Raw genomic sequence first — 16,059 nt, 5'->3', positions numbered from 1 at the left:
GCGGCGCCCCGCCCGCGGCGATACCGCCGGCCGGCCTCATACCGCCGGCACCCGCGCGGTGACCAGGCCGCGGATCCAGTCGGCGACCGCAGTGGCCTGGCGGTCCTCGACCAGGGAGAGGAAGACCGTGGGCAGGTCGCCGCGGCGGTGCCGGGCGTCGTGGTCCATGACGGCCAGGTCGGCGCCGACCAGCGGGGCCAGGTCGGTCTTGTTGATGACCAGCAGGTCGGCCGTGGTCACGCCGGGGCCGCCCTTGCGGGGGACCTTGTCGCCGCCGGCCACGTCGACCACGAAGATCTGGTGGTCGATCAGGCCCTTGCTGAACGTGGCGGTCAGGTTGTCGCCGCCGCTCTCGACCAGCACCAGGTCGAGCGGGCCGAGTTCCGCCTCCAGGTCCTCGACCGCGTCCAGGTTGGCCGAGATGTCGTCGCGGATGGCCGTGTGCGGGCAGCAACCGGTCTCGACCGCTCGGACCCGTTCAGCCGGCAGCACGCCGTTGCGCAGCAGGAAGTCGGCGTCCTCGGTGGTGTAGATGTCGTTGGTGACCACGGCCAGGCGCAGCTCGTCGCCGAGGGCCCGGCACAGCGCGGCCACCAGCGCCGTCTTGCCCGAACCGACCGGGCCGCCGATGCCGACCCGCAGCGCGCGCGGGCCGGCGGCGAGCGGCGCGTGCGGGTCCACGCCCGGGTCGGGGTGCGTGTGGGGGACCTCGTCGTGCTCGTGGTCGTAGCCGTCCGAGGGGTGGGGGAGGGCCCCACCGGCGACGGAGTGTTCAGGATGCAAAGAGACGCACCTCCCAGGTGGCGTGAAGCTCGGCGCCGACGTCGAGCAGCGGGGCGCCCGCGGCCGGCAGATCGTCGATGGGGTCCTCGGCCCGGGCCGCGGCGTCGGCCGCGATCCGGTCGCATTCGGGGGCGAGCCGGGCCAGCAGCCCGTGCACCGCATAGGGGTCCAGGCCGAGCAGCCGTACGGCGGCACTGGCCGTCCCGCTGACCGTGCCGTGCGCCGCCGCCACGGCCGCTTCGAGCGGGGTGAGCCCGGCCGCCGCGGCGACCACGCCCAGGGCCACGGGCTGGTGCGGGTCGCGGCCCACCGGCGGCAGACTCCACATCGCCCGCGCGGCTCGCAGCAACGCCCGGCCCTGAGCGCGCGAGGCCTTGCGAAGGGCCGGTGACGGCGTACGGGCATCAAAGCCTTCATCCAGCCCGGGTGAGCGAGCCGGACGGTCGCAGGCGGCCGCGGCGAACGCCGCGGCGACAAGCCCGGTGGTGGCCAGCTTGCCCCGCAGGAACTCGGCCACCGCGGCCAGGTCGCGCACCCGCCCGGCCGAGACCTGCGGCTCCAGGCCGCCGGAGTGGGCATGCCCGCCCGACGGCAGCCGTCCGTCGGCCAGCACCAGCAGGGTCGCGAGGCTCATGGCGAAGTCAGAACAGGAAGTAACGCTGGGCCATGGGCAGTTCGGTGACCGGGTCGGGGTCGATCACTTCGCCGTCGACCCGCACCTCGAACGTGTCCGCGTCGACCCGGATGTCGGGCAGCGCGTCGTTGAGCGGCAAATCGGCCTTGGTGACCTGGCGGGTGTTCTCGACCGGGGTGAACGCGCGCTTGACCCCGATCCGGTCGCCCAGCAGGGCGTCGATGGCGGCCTCGGCCACGAAGGCCAGCGACGTCTGGGCCGGCACGACGCCGTGGGCGCCGAACATCGGGCGCGGCAACATCGGCTGCGGGGTCGGGATCGAGGCGTTCGCGTCGCCCATCTGCGCGTACGCGATCATGCCGCCCTTGATGACCAGGGCCGGGCGCACACCGAAGAACGCCGGGTCCCACAGCACCAGGTCGGCCAGCTTGCCCGGCTCGACCGACCCGACCTGCGACGACATGCCGTGCGCCACGGCCGGACAGATCGTGTACTTGGCCACGTACCGCTTGGCCCGGTTGTTGTCGGCGGCGGAGTCGCCGGACAGGCTGCCGCGGCGAGCCTTCATGACGTGGGCGGTCTGCCAGGTCCGCAGGATGACCTCGCCGACCCGGCCCATGGCCTGCGAGTCCGAGCCGATCATCGAGATCGCGCCCAGGTCGTGCAGCAGGTCCTCGGCAGCCATCGTGGACGGGCGGATCCGGCTCTCGGCGAAGGCCAGATCCTCCGGGACGGCCGAGTTCAGGTGGTGGCAGACCATCAGCATGTCGAGGTGCTCGCTGAGCGTGTTACGGGTGTAGGGCCGGGTCGGGTTGGTCGACGACGGCAGCACGTTGGGGTGGGCCGCGACCGTGATGATGTCCGGCGCGTGGCCGCCGCCCGCGCCCTCGGTGTGATACGCGTGGATCGACCGCCCGGCGATGGCCCGCAACGTCTCCTCGACGAAGCCGGCCTCGTTCAATGTGTCGGTGTGGATGGCCACCTGCACACCGGATGCCTCGGCCACCCGCAGGCTCGCGTCGATCACGGCCGGGGTCGTGCCCCAGTCCTCGTGCAGCTTGAAACCGCCGGCACCGCCCCGCAACTGCTCCCACATCGAGTCTTCCGACATGGTGTTGCCCTTGCCCAGCAGCAGAACATTGATGGGGTACGCGTCGATTGCCTCGAGCATGCGGGCCAGGTACCAGGCGTTCGGAGTGACGGTGGTCGCCTTGGTGCCCTCGGCCGGCCCGGTGCCACCCCCGATGATCGTCGTGATGCCGGTGGCCAGCGCCGTGTCCAGGATCGTCGGGCTGATCAGATGGACGTGGCTGTCGATCGCCCCCGCCGTCAGGATCTTGCCGTTGCCCGCGATGATCTCGGTGCCGGGCCCGATGACCAGGTCGGGGTGCACGTCGTCCATCGTGTCGGGGTTGCCGGCCTTGCCGAGCGCGACGATCCGCCCGTCCCGGATCCCGATGTCGGCCTTGACGATCCCCCAGTGATCGAGCACGACGGCCCCGGTGATCACGGTGTCCGGGCTGCCTTCGGCCCGGGTCGCCCGCGACTGCCCCATCGACTCCCGGATCACCTTGCCCCCACCGAACACGACCTCGTCACCGGGCCGCGGTCCGGCGCTGCGGTCCTCCTCGATCTCGATGAGCAAATTGGTGTCGGCCAGCCGAATCCGGTCCCCTTCAGTCGGCCCGTAAAGAGCGGCGTACCGCCCACGATCGAGCATGGTCATCGCGGACTCCCGTTCTCAGGCACAACTTCTTCCGGTACGGCGTCCTCGCGCGCACAAGAGGCGGAGTCGAGCGGCCCACCGGCCAACCCGCGCAGGCCCGGGACGATGCGGGCCCCTCCCAGGGCCACGAGCGTGATGTCGCGAGGAATGCCCGGCTCGAAGCGCACCGAGGTACCCGCGGGAACGGCCAGCCGATATCCCCAGGCAGCATTGCGGTCGAAGTCGAGCGCCTCGTTCGACTCAGCGAAATGAAAGTGCGACCCGACCTGCACAGGCCGGTCCCCGGTGTTCCGCACCGTCATCGCGATGGTGGGCCGACCGGGATTGATCTCGATCGCGCCCTCGCCGAACAGGATCTCACCAGGAATCGTCATGAGATCGGGCCGTGGACGGTGACCAGCTTGGTGCCGTCCGGGAACGTGGCCTCGACCTGCACCTCGGGGATCATCTCGGGGACGCCCGGCATGACGTCGTCGCGGGTGAGGACCCGGCGGCCGGCTTCCATCAGGTCCACGACCGTGCGGCCGTCCCGGGCGCCTTCCAGCAGGAACGCCACGATGATGGCCGTCGCCTCGGGGTGGTTGAGCTTGAGGCCGCGGTCCTGCCGGCGGCGGGCCACGTCGGCCGCGACGTGGATGAGCAACCGTTCCTGCTCGTGCGGGCTGAGGAACAACCGGGCCTCCCCTGGGTAGCGCTCCGCGATGCTCGCAGCTCGACATTTCGCGCGTGTTACCCGCGACACGTCGATCAAAGCAGGCCGGAGCGCCACACCGGGGGAGAAAGCGTCAGGCTCCCGTGTAGAGGACCGCGTCGATCTCGATGTCGAAGCCGACCAGGGGGACCGGCAGGGTCGTGCGTACGGGCAGGTCGTCGCCCTTGATGTACTGGGGGTAGATCTCGTTCATCTCGGCGAAGTCGTCGAAGTCGCGCAGGTAGACGCCGACCCGGACGGCCTGGTCGAGGCTGGAGCCGGCCTCCTCGGCCACCGCGGCCAGGTTGCGGAACGCGGCGTGGGCCTGCTCGGCGAACGTGCCGGTGACCCGGGTGCCGTCGGGCAGCGCGGGCACGGCGCCGGCCAGGTAGATGAAGTCGCCGGCGATGACGGCGTGCGAGTACGGGCCGCCGGCGGGGGCCGCGTTCCGGGCCTTGATGGCGCGCTTGGGCATGCGGTGTCTCCTAAGGGTTGCGTGGGAATTGTTCGGCCAGTCCGGTGGCGTCGACGAGCGGTTCGTCCAGCAGGTCGCGCAGGCGTCGGCGGCGCCGGGCCAGGGCCTCGTGCTGGGCGGGGGTGAGCGTCACCCACGGCGGCGGGTCCTGGGGCCAGGCCGGTGGCAGCAGCCGTCCACCGACGTAGGTGGCGACGTTGACCAGGCGTACGGGGGCCGTCCGCACCTGCAGGTGGGAGTCGACGACCTCGTGGTCCTCGGTGCGCACGTCGAAGACGGCCAGGTCGGCCGGGGCGCCCACGGTCAGCGTGCCGCCGGGCAGGCCGAGGGCGCGGGCCGGCGCCGCGGTCACCTTGTCGAGGACGTCGGGCAGCGGCATCCCGGCCGCGAGCAGTTTGGCCATCGTGGTCGGCAGGTCGAAGACCGGGCCGGGCAGCGAGCGGCAGTGCAGGTCGGTCGAGACGGTGTGCGGGGCCAGCCCGAGATCCAACTGCCTTTCCAGTACGTCGAACGCGAACGCGCCCGAGCCGTGTCCCAGGTCGAGGAGCACACCCCGGTCGACCGCCGCGCGCACGGCCGGGCCGAGCGGCGACGCGAGTCCGCTGGCGCAGTGGGTCATGATGTCGCCCGGGCGCAGCAGGTCGAGCACCTCGTCGAGCGCGGGCGGCGTCGTCCCGATGTGGACCATCACCGGCACCCCGCAGGCTTCCCCGACGGCCAGGCCGTGGCGCAACGGTTCGACGCCGTTGTCGCCGACGGTCTCGCGGTCGACGCGCACCTTGAGCCCGCGGATCAGCGACCGGTGCTGCTGCACGGTGTCGATGGCCAGCGGCACGTCGCAGTTGGTCAGGTCGCGGCTCTCGCCGGTGCGCCCGGTCAGCCCGACGGCCGAGATGTTGAGCAGCACCGGCACCCGCACTTCGCGGAATGTGCGGCGCAGCAGGTCGAACGTGTACGCCCCGGTCGAGCCGGCGTCGACCCAGGTCGTGACGCCGGTGCGCCAGCCGATCGGGTCGGGGTCGATGCCCCAGTAGCCGGGCCCGACGTGGGTGTGCAGGTCGATCAGCCCGGGCGTGACGAGCCGGCCGGTCACGTCCACCACCACGCGGGCGTCGCGGGGCAGACCGGGGCCCACCGCCGAGATCATCCCGCCGGTGACCGCCACGTCGAACGGCTCCCCGCCGGCCAGCAGCAGGTCGTAGGTCACGCGCCGACCCTACTCGAATCTAAGCTGCTGATCATGATCCCTCAGCCGGTCTCGGTCGGGCCCGCCGACGGCGCCTTCCTGCTCGACTCGCGAACGCCGCTGGACGCGCCGAAGGAACTGGACGGTGTCGCTTCCTGGCTTCGCGCCACGCTGCGCTGCCCGCTTCCGCCGGGTGGGGGCGGCGTCGGCTTGCGGGTCGATCCGGCTCTGCGCCCCGAGGCGTACGAGGTGAAGTGCACCCCGGACCGGCTGAAGATCACCGGTGGGTCGCCCGCCGGGGTGTTCTACGGCTTGCAGACCCTGCGTCAGCTGTTGCCGCCGCAGGCGTTGCGCCGGGCCGGGCCGACCGGCTGGCGGGTTCCGGCCGTCACGGTGACCGACCGGCCGCGGTTCGGCTGGCGAGGCGTGATGCTCGACGTGGCCCGGCACTTCATGCCCGTGGCCGACGTGCTGCGCTTCGTCGACCTGGCCGCCTTTCACAAACTCAACGTGCTGCACCTGCATCTCACCGACGACCAGGGCTGGCGTCTCGAGGTGCCGGGGTGGCCGCGGCTGACCGAGGTCGGCGCCTGGCGGTCCGAGTCGATGCTGGGCGCGCGGCAGCATGTCCGATTCGACGGCCGGCCCCACGGCGGCTTCTACACGGCCGACGACCTGCGCGAGATCGTCGCGTACGCGGGGGAGCGGCACATGCGGGTCGTGCCCGAGGTCGATATGCCCGGCCACATGCAGGCCGCCATTGCGGCGTACCCCAAGCTCGGGAATGGTTTTGCCGGTGGTGTGCGGACCGGTTGGGGCATCTCGTCGCACGTGCTCGACCTGGGCCCGGAGTCGCTGGACTTCTGCCGGGCCGTGCTCGACCAGCTGTGCGAGATCTTCCCGTCGGAGCTGATCGGCATCGGCGGCGACGAGTGTCCGCGCGACGATTGGGGCGGCGAGGACCGGCAGCCGGCGTTCACCGCACTGATGGCCGCGCACCTGGCGACCCGGGGCCGGCGGATCTACGGCTGGGACGAGATCCTCGAGGGCGGCGCCCCGGCCGGGGCCGTGGTGGCGGCCTGGCGGGGCCAGGAGCCGACCACGGTCGCGGCCCGGCGCGGGCACCAGGTCGTGGCGTGCCCGGACATCGTGGCCTACCTCGACTACCGCCAGTCGGACGACCCGGGCGAGCCGACGCCGGTCGGCACCCGGTTGACCCTGGCCGACGTGTACGCCTTCTCGCCCGTACCGGAAGGGTTGTCGCCGGCGGAACGGGAACTGGTGCTCGGCGGGCAGGCCAACGTCTGGACCGAGCACATGGATTCGGCACGGGTCGTGGACTACCTGGTCTATCCGCGGCTGTGTGCGTTCGCCGAGGCAGTGTGGGATGCGCCGGACCGGTCGTATGCGTCGTTCGCGGCTCGTCTGCCCGAACATCTGGACCGCCTGGACGCGCTCGGGGTCAACTACCGGCCGCTCACCGGCCCCCGGCCGTGGGACGCGCGCCCCGACGCCCCCGGCAACCCGCGCGACCGGTCCGACCGCCTCGCGGAGCTGGCCGAGATGACAAAGCGCCTTGCTTTCGAAAACCCCGTCTGATGAGCTGCCATCAGCATGGGTTACAACGATGAGCGGACCAGGTTCCGCGCTTACGGAAACCAGTTGATCGGCGCGCATCTGCGCCTGCGCGAGATGGTCGACGACCTTTACGACGCGCTGGACGAGGGCCGCGACCTGCGGCTTTACTGCCTCACCCTGTGCGCTGCGGTGACCGACCACCACACGGCCGAGGACACGAACGTGTTCCCGCTGCTGGCCGAGCGGCACCCGGAACTGGCCGATTTCCTGGCCGGTCTGCGGCGTGACCACCAGGTCATCGCCGGGATGCTGCACCGCCTCGAGCGGGCCACCACGACCGAGGAACTGGACGGGCTCAGCGCCGTGCTCGAGACCCACTTCATCGGCGAGGAGAAGCGGCTGACCGGCGTGCTCAACGCCCTCGAACCGCTGGGCGATCTGGGAATCGAGGTCACGGATGGACGTTCCTGAGGTTGCCGTCGACTGGCGCAGCAAGGGCTTCTGGCTGCCCGAGGGCACGTTCCCGCTCGACGAGAAGCCGAGCCTGTTCGGCGGGCTGTTCACATGGCCGCTGCTCGTGTTGCGGCGCGACGCGGCCGAGGCCAACATCGCCACCATGGCCGCCTACGCCCGGCGTCACGGCTGGGAGTTCGCCCCGCACGCCAAGACGACCATGGCGCCCGGGCTGCTGGCCGAGCAGATGAAGGCCGGCGCGTGGGGGATGACCGTGGCCACCCCGAACCAGGCCCTCGTGCTGCGCAAACTCGGTGTGCCGCGGGTGCTGATCGCCAACCAGGTGCTCGATCCGACGGCGCTGCGCTGGCTGGCCCAGCAGGACGAGATCTACTTCCAGGTCGATTCGCCGGCCGGGGTCGCCGTCGCCGCCCAGGCCGGTCCGCTGCGGGTGCTCGTCGAGCAAGGGCACAACCACGGGCGTACGGGGGTCCGGACGCTCGACGAGCTCGAGGAAGTGGCCCGGGCCGTGGCCGCGGCGCCCGGCCTCGAACTGGCCGGGCTCACGGCGTACGAGGGTCAACTGCGCAGCGAGCGCGAGGTCGACGACTTCCTGGACAAGGTCAAAGCCGGTTTTGTACGCCTGAAGGCGGCAAGCCTGCTGCCGGAGCGCCCGATCTTGTCGGCGGGTGGCAGCGCCTGGTTCGACCGGGTCGTGGCCCGGATCGACGCCGACGCCGTGCTCCTGCTGCGCAGCGGCGCTTCGGTGACCCACGACGACGGCTTCTACCGAGAGCGCACGCCGTTCCTGCGGGTGCCCGCCGAGGGCCCGCTGGCGGCCGCGCTCGACCTGTGGGCCCAGGTGATCTCGACCCCCGAGCCGGGCCTGGCCCTGGCCGGGATGGGCAAGCGCGACGCGCCGTTCGACGAGGGCCTGCCGGTGCCGATGGAGATCCGCCGCCCGGACGGCACCTCGGCCCCGGCCACCGGTATCGAGGTCACCAAACTCAACGACCACCACACCTACCTGTCCACCTCGGGCGCCCGTCTCGCCCCCGGTGACCTGGTGCGATTCGGCATCTCGCACCCCTGCACGGCCTTCGACAAGTGGCGGCACATCCCGGTCGTCGACGAGGACCGGCGCGTGGTCGACGTGCTTGCGACCTATTTCTGAGCCCGTCCGCGCTGGCAGACTGCGGGCAAGGGGGATCGATGGCTGTCGCTGATGGGCAGGGTGTTTTCCAAGTCCGATTCGATTGGGGGCCGGTCGGGGCGGACGCGGTGGCGCCCGGCGCGGCCTACGTCGCCGTCGTGGACGTGCTGTCGTTCACGACCACGCTGACAGTGGCCATCGAGCAGGGCATCAGCGTGTTGCCGTACCGCTGGCGGGACGACTCGGCGGTGGCCGTGGCCCGGCTGCACGGGGCGATGCTGGCCGTGCTGCGGTCGCAGGCCGGTCCGGGCCAGATCACCCTGTCGCCCGAGAGCATCCTGCACACCGACCTCGAGGCCGCCAAGATCGACCGGCTCGTGCTGCCCTCGCCCAACGGTTCGGCCATCTCGGCCCGGCTGGCCGACGCGGGCTGCACGGTGGTCGGGGTCTGCCTGCGCAACGCCGAGGTGGCCGCGACCTGGGTGGCCGAGCGGGCCGCGGGCCGCCCGGTGGCCGTGGTGGCGGCCGGCGAGCGCTGGCCCGACGGCTCGCTGCGGCCCGCGGTCGAGGACCTGTGGGGCGCCGGCGCCTTCCTGGCCGCGCTGGCCGAGGCCGGTGACACCGCGGGCTTCTCGCCCGAGGCGCTGACGGCGATGGCGGCCTACCAGGGCGTGGCCGGCCGGCTCCCGGCCGTCCTGCCGGAATCGGTGAGCGGCCGCGAGCTGCGGGTCAACGGTTTCGCGGGGGACGTGGCGGTGGCCGCGGCGGTCGGCGCCGGCCCGGTCGTCCCGGTGCTGCGTGACGGCTGGTTCGTGCCCGCGTACTGACGTCTGTCAGTCGCCTGCCCGGGGGATGGGAGGCGAACGTTTCGTCGGCTTAGCGTGGGCTTCATCCGGTTTGCCGAGCGGGCGGAGCCGCCGATGTCGACCTTTCGCGCCACGAACAACACGCCGCCCAAGGCGCGTGACCCCTATCCGCTGAACCCGGCCAAGCCGCGTCCCGAGGAGCCCGAGACGCCGATCCCGGACGGGCCGACCGAGCGGATCAACGGACGGTCCGGGAAGCGCTGCGGGATGGCTTTCGTAGCCACGCTGTTCGCGCTGTTCGCGCTCAACGTGGCCGGGGTGGCCATCTTCGTCTCGTGGCGGGCTTCCAACCTGGCCCGGGTCGCGCTGGACCGGCCCGCGCCGGTCGCGGTGGCGCCGGCCCGGTCGGAGAGCTTCGACGTCTCGTACGCCCAGGAGCCCTTGCGCGTGCAGGTCGGGTGCTCGGCGGTGATGTTCCTCGATCTCGACGAGCCGCGCTCCAACGCCGAGGAGAAGGCCGGGGACCTGCGGTACGACAGCCGCTGCGGGGATCAGCCGCCGAGCTTGACGCTCGGGTCGGGCGCGGCCGGGGGCAGCCAGGTCCGGAGCACCGATCTCGATGCGGCCGGGTGCGCGCGGGCCATCCGGACGAGCCCGATCGGGCCGGGGGCCAGTGTTCCCGTACGCAAAGGGTCGGTTCTGTGCGTGCTGACCGAGGCCACCCCGGCGCGGATGGTGCTCGTCGAGATCATGGACGTGGGCAAGACCGGGACCGCCGGGATGCGGGCCACGTCGTGGAAAGTCGCGGGCTGACGGCGGTCGCCGCGGGCGCCCCTGACAGAATGTCGGGTGCGCCCCAGACCGCTTGTGAGGAGTCCTACCCGTGATTCGTACCCATGACGCCGGCACCCTGCGCGCAGGCGACGCCGGCACGACGGTGACGCTCGCCGGGTGGGTGGCCCGCCGGCGCGACCACGGCGGTGTCATCTTCGTCGACCTCCGCGACGCCTCGGGCGTGGTCCAGGTCGTCTTCCGCGAGGAGGACGCGCACGCGCTGCGCAACGAGTTCTGCGTGCTCGTGGTGGGCGAGGTCAACGCCCGCCCCGAGGGCAACGCCAACCCCGAGCTGGCCACCGGCGAGATCGAGGTGGTGGCCTCGCAGCTCACCGTCCTCTCCGAGGCCGCCCCGCTGCCGCTGCCGGTCGACGACACGATCACCGCGTCCGACGACCTGCGCCTCAAGTACCGCTACCTCGACCTGCGCCGCTCCGGCCCGGCCAACGCGCTGCGGCTGCGCTCGCGGGCCAACCAGATCGCCCGCGAGGTGCTGCACGCCCACGACTTCAACGAGATCGAGACGCCGACCCTGACCCGGTCGACGCCCGAGGGCGCCCGCGACTTCCTGGTGCCCGTGCGCCTGCAGCCCGGCACCTGGTACGCCCTGCCCCAGTCGCCCCAGCTGTTCAAGCAGCTGCTGATGGTCGCGGGCATGGAGCGGTACTACCAGATCGCCCGCTGCTACCGCGACGAGGACTTCCGGGCCGACCGGCAGCCCGAGTTCACCCAGCTCGACATCGAGATGTCGTTCGTCACGCAGGACGACATCATCGCGCTCGGCGAAGAGATCGTCTCCAAGCTGTGGAGCGAGCTCGCCGGCTACCAGGTGCAGCTGCCGATCCCGCGCATCACCTGGACCGACGCCATGAACCGCTACGGCTCCGACAAGCCCGACCTGCGCTACGGCGTCGAGCTGAACGAACTGACTTCCTATCTGACCGGCACGGAGTTCCGGGTCTTCGCCGGGGCCATCGCCGCCGGTGGTTATGTCGGCGCGGTGGTCATGCCGGGCGGGGCTTCGCAGACGCGTAAGGAACTGGACGGCTGGCAGGACTGGGCCAAGGCCCGCGGCGCCCGCGGTCTGGCCTACGTCGTGCTCGACGCCGAAACGGGCGAGCCCCGCGGCCCGGTCGCCAAGAACCTGTCGGCCGAGCACCTGTCCGGTCTGGCCGACGCCGTGGGGGCCAAGCCGGGCGACGCGATCTTCTTCGCCGCCGCCAACGAGCGCCGCGAGGCCCAGGAACTGCTGGGCGCGGCCCGCATCGAGATCGCCAAGCGCTCGGGCCTGATCGACGAGTCGAGCTGGGCGTTCTGCTGGGTCGTCGACGCCCCGATGTTCGAGAAGACCGACGAGGGCGGCTGGACCGCGGTCCACCACCCCTTCACCTCGCCCAACAACGAGTGGGTGGACCGCTTCGAGGAGGCGCCCGACCAGGCGCTGGCCTACGCCTACGACATCGTCGTCAACGGCAACGAGATCGGCGGCGGCAGCGTCCGTATCCACCGCGGCGACGTCCAGAGCCGGGTCTTCGACCTGCTCGGCATCTCGCCCGAGGAGGCCCAGGACAAGTTCGGCTTCCTGCTCGAGGCGTTCAAGTACGGGCCGCCGCCGCACGCCGGCATCGCGCTCGGCTGGGACCGCACCTGCATGCTGCTCAGCGGCAACGAGTCGATCCGCGAGGTCATCGCGTTCCCCAAGACCCGGGGCGGCTACGACCCGCTGACCACGGCGCCGACCGCGATCACCCCGCAGCAGCGGCTCGAGGCCGGCATCGACGCCAAGCCCAAGCCGACGGGCGTCACACCGGGCACCGACGGTCAGGCTGTTCCCGTGGAGCGCTCGAACTGATTTGATCGAAGCGTGAGCACTCTCCTCGTCGGCGCGTCGGGTTTCCTCGGTTCCGTTCTGGCCCGTCAGGCGACGGCCGCCGGGCACGCCGTGGTCGGCACCGCCACCACGGCGACCGGCGGCTGGGTGCCGGTCGACGTCACCGATCGCAAGGCGGTGCGGGCGCTGATCTCGGCCGTCCGCCCGAAGCTCGTCTTCAACAGCACCTGGGGCGACTGGCGGGTCTCGGCCGACGGTGCGGCCACCGTGGCCGCCGAGGCGGCCGCGGTCGGGGCCCGGTTGGTGCACGTCTCGACCGATGCGCTGCACGCGGGCCGGCCCACGCCGTACACAGAGGACGACCCGCCGACGCCGGTCTCGCTGTACGGCGCGGCCAAGGCAGCGGCCGAGACGGCGGTGACCGCGATCGACCCGTCGGCGGTCATCGTGCGGACGTCGCTGATCTACGGCAACGGCGAGGGTCGTTTCGAGACGTTCGTGCGCGGGTTGCTCGACGGTGGGCCGGGCACCCTGTTCCGCGACGAGATCCGCTGCCCGATCCACGTCGACGACCTGGCCGCGGCGCTGCTCGAACTGGCCGACTCGCGCTTCGCGGGCGTGCTCAACGTGGCCGGCCCCGAGGCGGTCTCGCGCGACGAGTTCGGCCGGCTGATCGCCCGCGCGTACGGGCGCGACCCGTCCGCCCTGCCGGTCGGCCTCACCACGGACGCCGATCTCGGTCCCCGGCCGCTCGACGTCCGGCTCGACACGTCGCTGGCCCGGTCGGTGCTGCGGACCAGGTTGCGTCCCGTCTCCGAGGGCGCCTGAACCGGCCGGTCGGAGTGCGCCTGTTCGGCCCGGCTGTGAGACTGACCGGGTGGAGCCGACAATTGTCGAACGGGCCGAGCAGCCGTACGTGGGCCGGCGCGAGTCGATCACGATGACCCAGTTCGCCCGGGTCGCCGACCACCTGCCGACCATGTTCGCCCGGCTCGGCGAGCGCGGGGTGCCGGTGACCGGCGCCCCGTTCTTCCGCTACCGGGTGATCGACATGTCGGCCGACCTGGTCGTCGAGGCCGGCATCCCGATTGCCGAGCGGGTCGAGCCGGCCGCCCCGATGTTCGTCGAGACGCTGCCCGCGGGCCGCTACGTCACGGTCAGCCACGTCGGCCACCCCGACGAGCTGATGACGGTCACCGCCCGCATGCTCGACTGGGCCCGCGACCGGGGTCTGCAGTGGGACATGCAGCCCACCCCGACCGGCGAGGTGTGGGGCTGCCGCCTCGAGGTGCTGCTGACCGACCCGGCCGAACAGCCCGATATGCGCAAATGGCGGACCGACCTGTTCTTCAAGCTCGCCGACTGAAACCGGTCGATGCGTTGTCTTGATCACCCACTCCACGGTGGAGTTTGCGCAATAGCGGCAGCGGGGTATTTGCGTGACACGGCTCTCACCCCTCGGAGGAAACATAATGCTTGCCATCGCTGCCGCTGTCGTATTCGGTGTCTGGCTCCTGCTCGACCTGCTCGACACCAACCTCGGCGCCCCCGACCTGTTCAACTTCCAGACCATGGCCTCGCTCGGCCTGCTGCTGCTCGCCCTGTACCTGGCCGGTGTCGGCAGCGGCCCCCGGGCCGGCAACGGCTCCTCGGGCCGCCGGTTCTACGGCCGTCGTCCCGGCCGCGGCTGAGCCCGCCCCCACGCCATCACTCCGCGAGCCACCGGCGCCCCGCCTGGCCCGGCTCGCACCCCGGCCCGCCGTTACGTGGACTTCGCGTCCGCTACCGGCGGGCCGGTACTGTTTCAGCCGATGGCTCCACCTGATGACCTCTTCTCCCTGGCCCAGCCGGGCGCCGCTGCCCCCACCCCCGGCCCGGCCGACGGCTTCAGCTCGCCGGCGGCCGACTCGCCGCTGCCGGTGCGCATGCGGCCGGCCTCGCTCGACGAGCTGGTCGGCCAGGAACACCTGCTCGCGCCCGGGGCGCCGCTGCGCCAGCTGGTCACCGGGGCCAGCCCCATGTCGGTGATCCTGTGGGGGCCGCCCGGCACCGGCAAGACCACCATCGCCCACCTCGTGGCCGGCGCCACCAACCGCAAGTTCGTGGCCATGTCGGCGCTGTCGGCCGGGGTCAAGGACGTGCGCGCGGTGATCGACACGGCCCGCCGCGAGCGCCGCTACGGGGGCCCGCCGACGGTCCTGTTCATCGACGAGGTGCACCGCTTCAGCAAGACCCAGCAGGACTCGCTGCTCGCCGCCGTCGAGGACAGGACGGTCACGCTGCTGGCCGCGACCACCGAGAACCCGTACTTCTCGGTCATCTCGCCCCTGCTCTCGCGGTGCGTGCTGCTGACGTTGCAGGCGCTCGACGACGACGACGTGCTCGGCCTGGTCCGCCGCGCGGTCACCGACGAACGCGGGCTGGGCGGGGCGGTCACGCTGTCGGCCGAGGCCGAGGAGCATTTGGTCCGGCTGGCCTCGGGCGACGTCCGCAAGGCGCTCACCGCCCTGGAAGCGGCCGCGGGCTCGGCGGTCGCCCAGGGCGTGAAAGAGATCGACCTGGCCACGGCCGAGAAGGCGGTCGACGTGGCCGCCGTCCGCTACGACCGCGACGGCGACGCCCACTACGACGTCATCAGCGCCTTCATCAAGAGCATGCGCGGCAGCGACCCCGACGCGGCCCTGCATTGGCTGGCCCGCATGCTGGTGGCCGGCGAGGATCCGCGGTTCATCGCCCGGCGCATCGTCATCTTCGCCAGCGAGGACGTGGGCATGGCCGACCCGCAGGCGCTGCTGGTGGCGTCGGCCGCGGCCCAGGCCGTCCAGCTCATCGGGTTGCCCGAGGCCGGGCTCAACCTGGCCCAGGCCGTGATCCACATGGCCACGGCCCCCAAGAGCAACAGCGCCACCACCGCGATCGGGGCGGCCATGGCCGACGTCCGGGCCGGGCGGGGTGGTGCAGTGCCGTCCGCGCTGCGCGACGCGCACTACCCCGGCGCGCGCGGATTAGGGCACGGCCGGGGTTATCGCTATCCGCACGACGACCCGCGCGGGGTGGTGAAACAGCAGTATCTGCCCGACGATCTGGCCGAGGTCGAGTACTACCAGCCGACCGATCACGGCGCCGAACGGGCCATGGGCGAACGGGTGCCCCGGTTGCGCCGCATCGTCCGTGGCCGGGCCGGCACGCAGCGTACGGGGGACGCTCCGGCCGCCGGGACCGACCGCGCGGCGGGTGGTGCGCCGGCCGCCGATGAGGGACGCTTTGCCGCGAACATCACACCGGACCAGCCGCCGGCCCCCGTCGCGGCTGATCCGGAGCCCGACCGGCCCGACCCGGCCGGCGCCGGTCCCGGGCCGGCCGCCTCCGATGGGAGCGCGACCACAGCCGGGACTGGTAGCCTCGCCGGTCCGGACTCGACCGGGCCGGACGCATCGAAACCGGACGACAGCGGCACCGCCGCCGGAGAGGAACAGCCGTGACCCCGCGCGGTGCCGATCGGCCCGACGACGACGCTGACCTGCGCAACGAGCAGGGCGGCGGTCGAAAGGGACGCCGATTCGGTCGCGGGCGCCCGGCGGAACCGGCCGAACCCGAGGTCATCGGCCAGGAAGAGACCGGCTGGCTCGACGACCTGCGCACCCACAAGGAGCAGCGCGGCGCCATCGGCCCGGGCACGCTCGCCGGCGAGACGCGCTACAGCAAGTCCGGGCGGGTCGCCCCCGGCCCCGACGATCAGCCGGACGGCGACTTTCCCGCCCTGGGCGCCGGCGAGGGCGCGGCCCCCGGCCGACCGGGCGGCAGCGGCGAACAGCCGGCGACCGGCCGCCCGCCACAGGCCGACCAGCCCGGCCACGGATCGCGCGGCCAGGTCTCCGGCGCGCGCCCGACCGGTCCAGGCCGCGCGGG

17 protein-coding genes and 1 pseudogene are annotated in these 16,059 nt (G+C 72.3%); 11 read left to right on the top strand and 7 right to left on the bottom strand.

The window, feature by feature from the left end:
• Positions 1 to 36 precede the first annotated feature (36 nt).
• From ureG to M1L60_RS40615, 7 genes are all read right to left on the bottom strand, one after another.
• Entirely contained in the window at positions 37 to 783 is a 747-nt protein-coding gene (gene ureG, locus M1L60_RS40645) for an urease accessory protein UreG (RefSeq protein WP_438862208.1), read from the bottom strand.
• Complete coding sequence (locus tag M1L60_RS40640) at positions 773 to 1,417, bottom strand: urease accessory protein UreF (RefSeq protein ID WP_253242931.1); 645 nt, start codon at positions 1,415 to 1,417, stop codon at positions 773 to 775. Before M1L60_RS40640 ends, ureG begins: the two co-directional genes overlap by 11 nt.
• Before the next feature lie 7 nt (positions 1,418 to 1,424).
• Positions 1,425 to 3,143 (bottom strand): urease subunit alpha, encoded by a 1,719-nt coding sequence (locus M1L60_RS40635; RefSeq protein WP_253242930.1) that lies wholly within the window; start codon positions 3,141 to 3,143, stop codon positions 1,425 to 1,427.
• A complete protein-coding gene (locus M1L60_RS40630) occupies positions 3,140 to 3,517 on the bottom strand; it encodes an urease subunit beta (RefSeq protein WP_253242929.1) in 378 nt (125 codons plus the stop codon). Before M1L60_RS40630 ends, M1L60_RS40635 begins: the two co-directional genes overlap by 4 nt.
• On the bottom strand, positions 3,514 to 3,816 hold the full coding sequence (locus tag M1L60_RS40625) for an urease subunit gamma (protein WP_253242928.1): 303 nt from the start codon (positions 3,814 to 3,816) through the stop codon (positions 3,514 to 3,516). The genes M1L60_RS40630 and M1L60_RS40625 overlap by 4 nt, the downstream gene beginning before the upstream one ends.
• A 112-nt stretch (positions 3,817 to 3,928) precedes the next feature.
• Positions 3,929 to 4,309, bottom strand: coding sequence for a RidA family protein (locus tag M1L60_RS40620; protein ID WP_253242927.1), 381 nt, complete (start codon positions 4,307 to 4,309; stop codon positions 3,929 to 3,931).
• A gap of 10 nt (positions 4,310 to 4,319) precedes the next feature.
• Entirely contained in the window at positions 4,320 to 5,516 is a 1,197-nt protein-coding gene (locus M1L60_RS40615; protein WP_253242926.1) for an amidohydrolase family protein, read from the bottom strand.
• A 33-nt stretch (positions 5,517 to 5,549) separates the two neighbouring features.
• Here M1L60_RS40615 and M1L60_RS40610 point away from each other — a divergent pair, with 33 nt between their 5' ends.
• The 11 genes and pseudogenes from M1L60_RS40610 to M1L60_RS40560 all read left to right on the top strand — a co-directional run.
• A complete protein-coding gene (locus tag M1L60_RS40610) occupies positions 5,550 to 7,094 on the top strand; it encodes a beta-N-acetylhexosaminidase (protein WP_253242925.1) in 1,545 nt (514 codons plus the stop codon).
• Positions 7,095 to 7,109: 15 nt separating this feature from the next.
• Complete coding sequence (locus M1L60_RS40605; protein ID WP_253242924.1) at positions 7,110 to 7,544, top strand: hemerythrin domain-containing protein; 435 nt, start codon at positions 7,110 to 7,112, stop codon at positions 7,542 to 7,544.
• A complete protein-coding gene (locus tag M1L60_RS40600; protein WP_253242923.1) occupies positions 7,531 to 8,700 on the top strand; it encodes an alanine racemase in 1,170 nt (389 codons plus the stop codon). The genes M1L60_RS40605 and M1L60_RS40600 overlap by 14 nt, the downstream gene beginning before the upstream one ends.
• A 38-nt stretch (positions 8,701 to 8,738) precedes the next feature.
• Entirely contained in the window at positions 8,739 to 9,506 is a 768-nt protein-coding gene (locus tag M1L60_RS40595) for a 2-phosphosulfolactate phosphatase (RefSeq protein ID WP_253242922.1), read from the top strand.
• Positions 9,507 to 9,599: 93 nt separating this feature from the next.
• Positions 9,600 to 10,298, top strand: coding sequence for a hypothetical protein (locus tag M1L60_RS40590; RefSeq protein WP_253242921.1), 699 nt, complete (start codon positions 9,600 to 9,602; stop codon positions 10,296 to 10,298).
• A gap of 70 nt (positions 10,299 to 10,368) precedes the next feature.
• Positions 10,369 to 12,171, top strand: coding sequence for an aspartate--tRNA ligase (gene aspS, locus M1L60_RS40585; RefSeq protein ID WP_253242920.1), 1,803 nt, complete (start codon positions 10,369 to 10,371; stop codon positions 12,169 to 12,171).
• A gap of 12 nt (positions 12,172 to 12,183) precedes the next feature.
• Positions 12,184 to 12,978, top strand: a complete 795-nt coding sequence (locus M1L60_RS40580) for an SDR family oxidoreductase (protein WP_253242919.1) — start codon at positions 12,184 to 12,186, stop codon at positions 12,976 to 12,978.
• A gap of 49 nt (positions 12,979 to 13,027) precedes the next feature.
• A complete protein-coding gene (locus M1L60_RS40575; protein ID WP_253242918.1) occupies positions 13,028 to 13,516 on the top strand; it encodes a GyrI-like domain-containing protein in 489 nt (162 codons plus the stop codon).
• Between the two features lie 106 nt (positions 13,517 to 13,622).
• A complete protein-coding gene (locus tag M1L60_RS40570) occupies positions 13,623 to 13,841 on the top strand; it encodes a hypothetical protein (protein ID WP_221378020.1) in 219 nt (72 codons plus the stop codon).
• Between the two features lie 120 nt (positions 13,842 to 13,961).
• Entirely contained in the window at positions 13,962 to 15,632 is a 1,671-nt protein-coding gene (locus tag M1L60_RS40565) for a replication-associated recombination protein A (protein ID WP_253242917.1), read from the top strand.
• Positions 15,629 to 16,059 (top strand): annotated as a pseudogene (locus M1L60_RS40560) (hypothetical protein); the annotation flags it as partial. The gene M1L60_RS40565 and the pseudogene M1L60_RS40560, both read left to right, overlap by 4 nt.

The sequence above is a fragment of the Paractinoplanes aksuensis genome (assembly GCF_024137025.1).
GTDB lineage: Bacteria > Actinomycetota > Actinomycetes > Mycobacteriales > Micromonosporaceae > Actinoplanes > Actinoplanes aksuensis.
The sequence above is the reverse complement of the archived record's forward strand: the minus strand, read 5'-3'. Positions and strand labels throughout refer to the sequence as shown.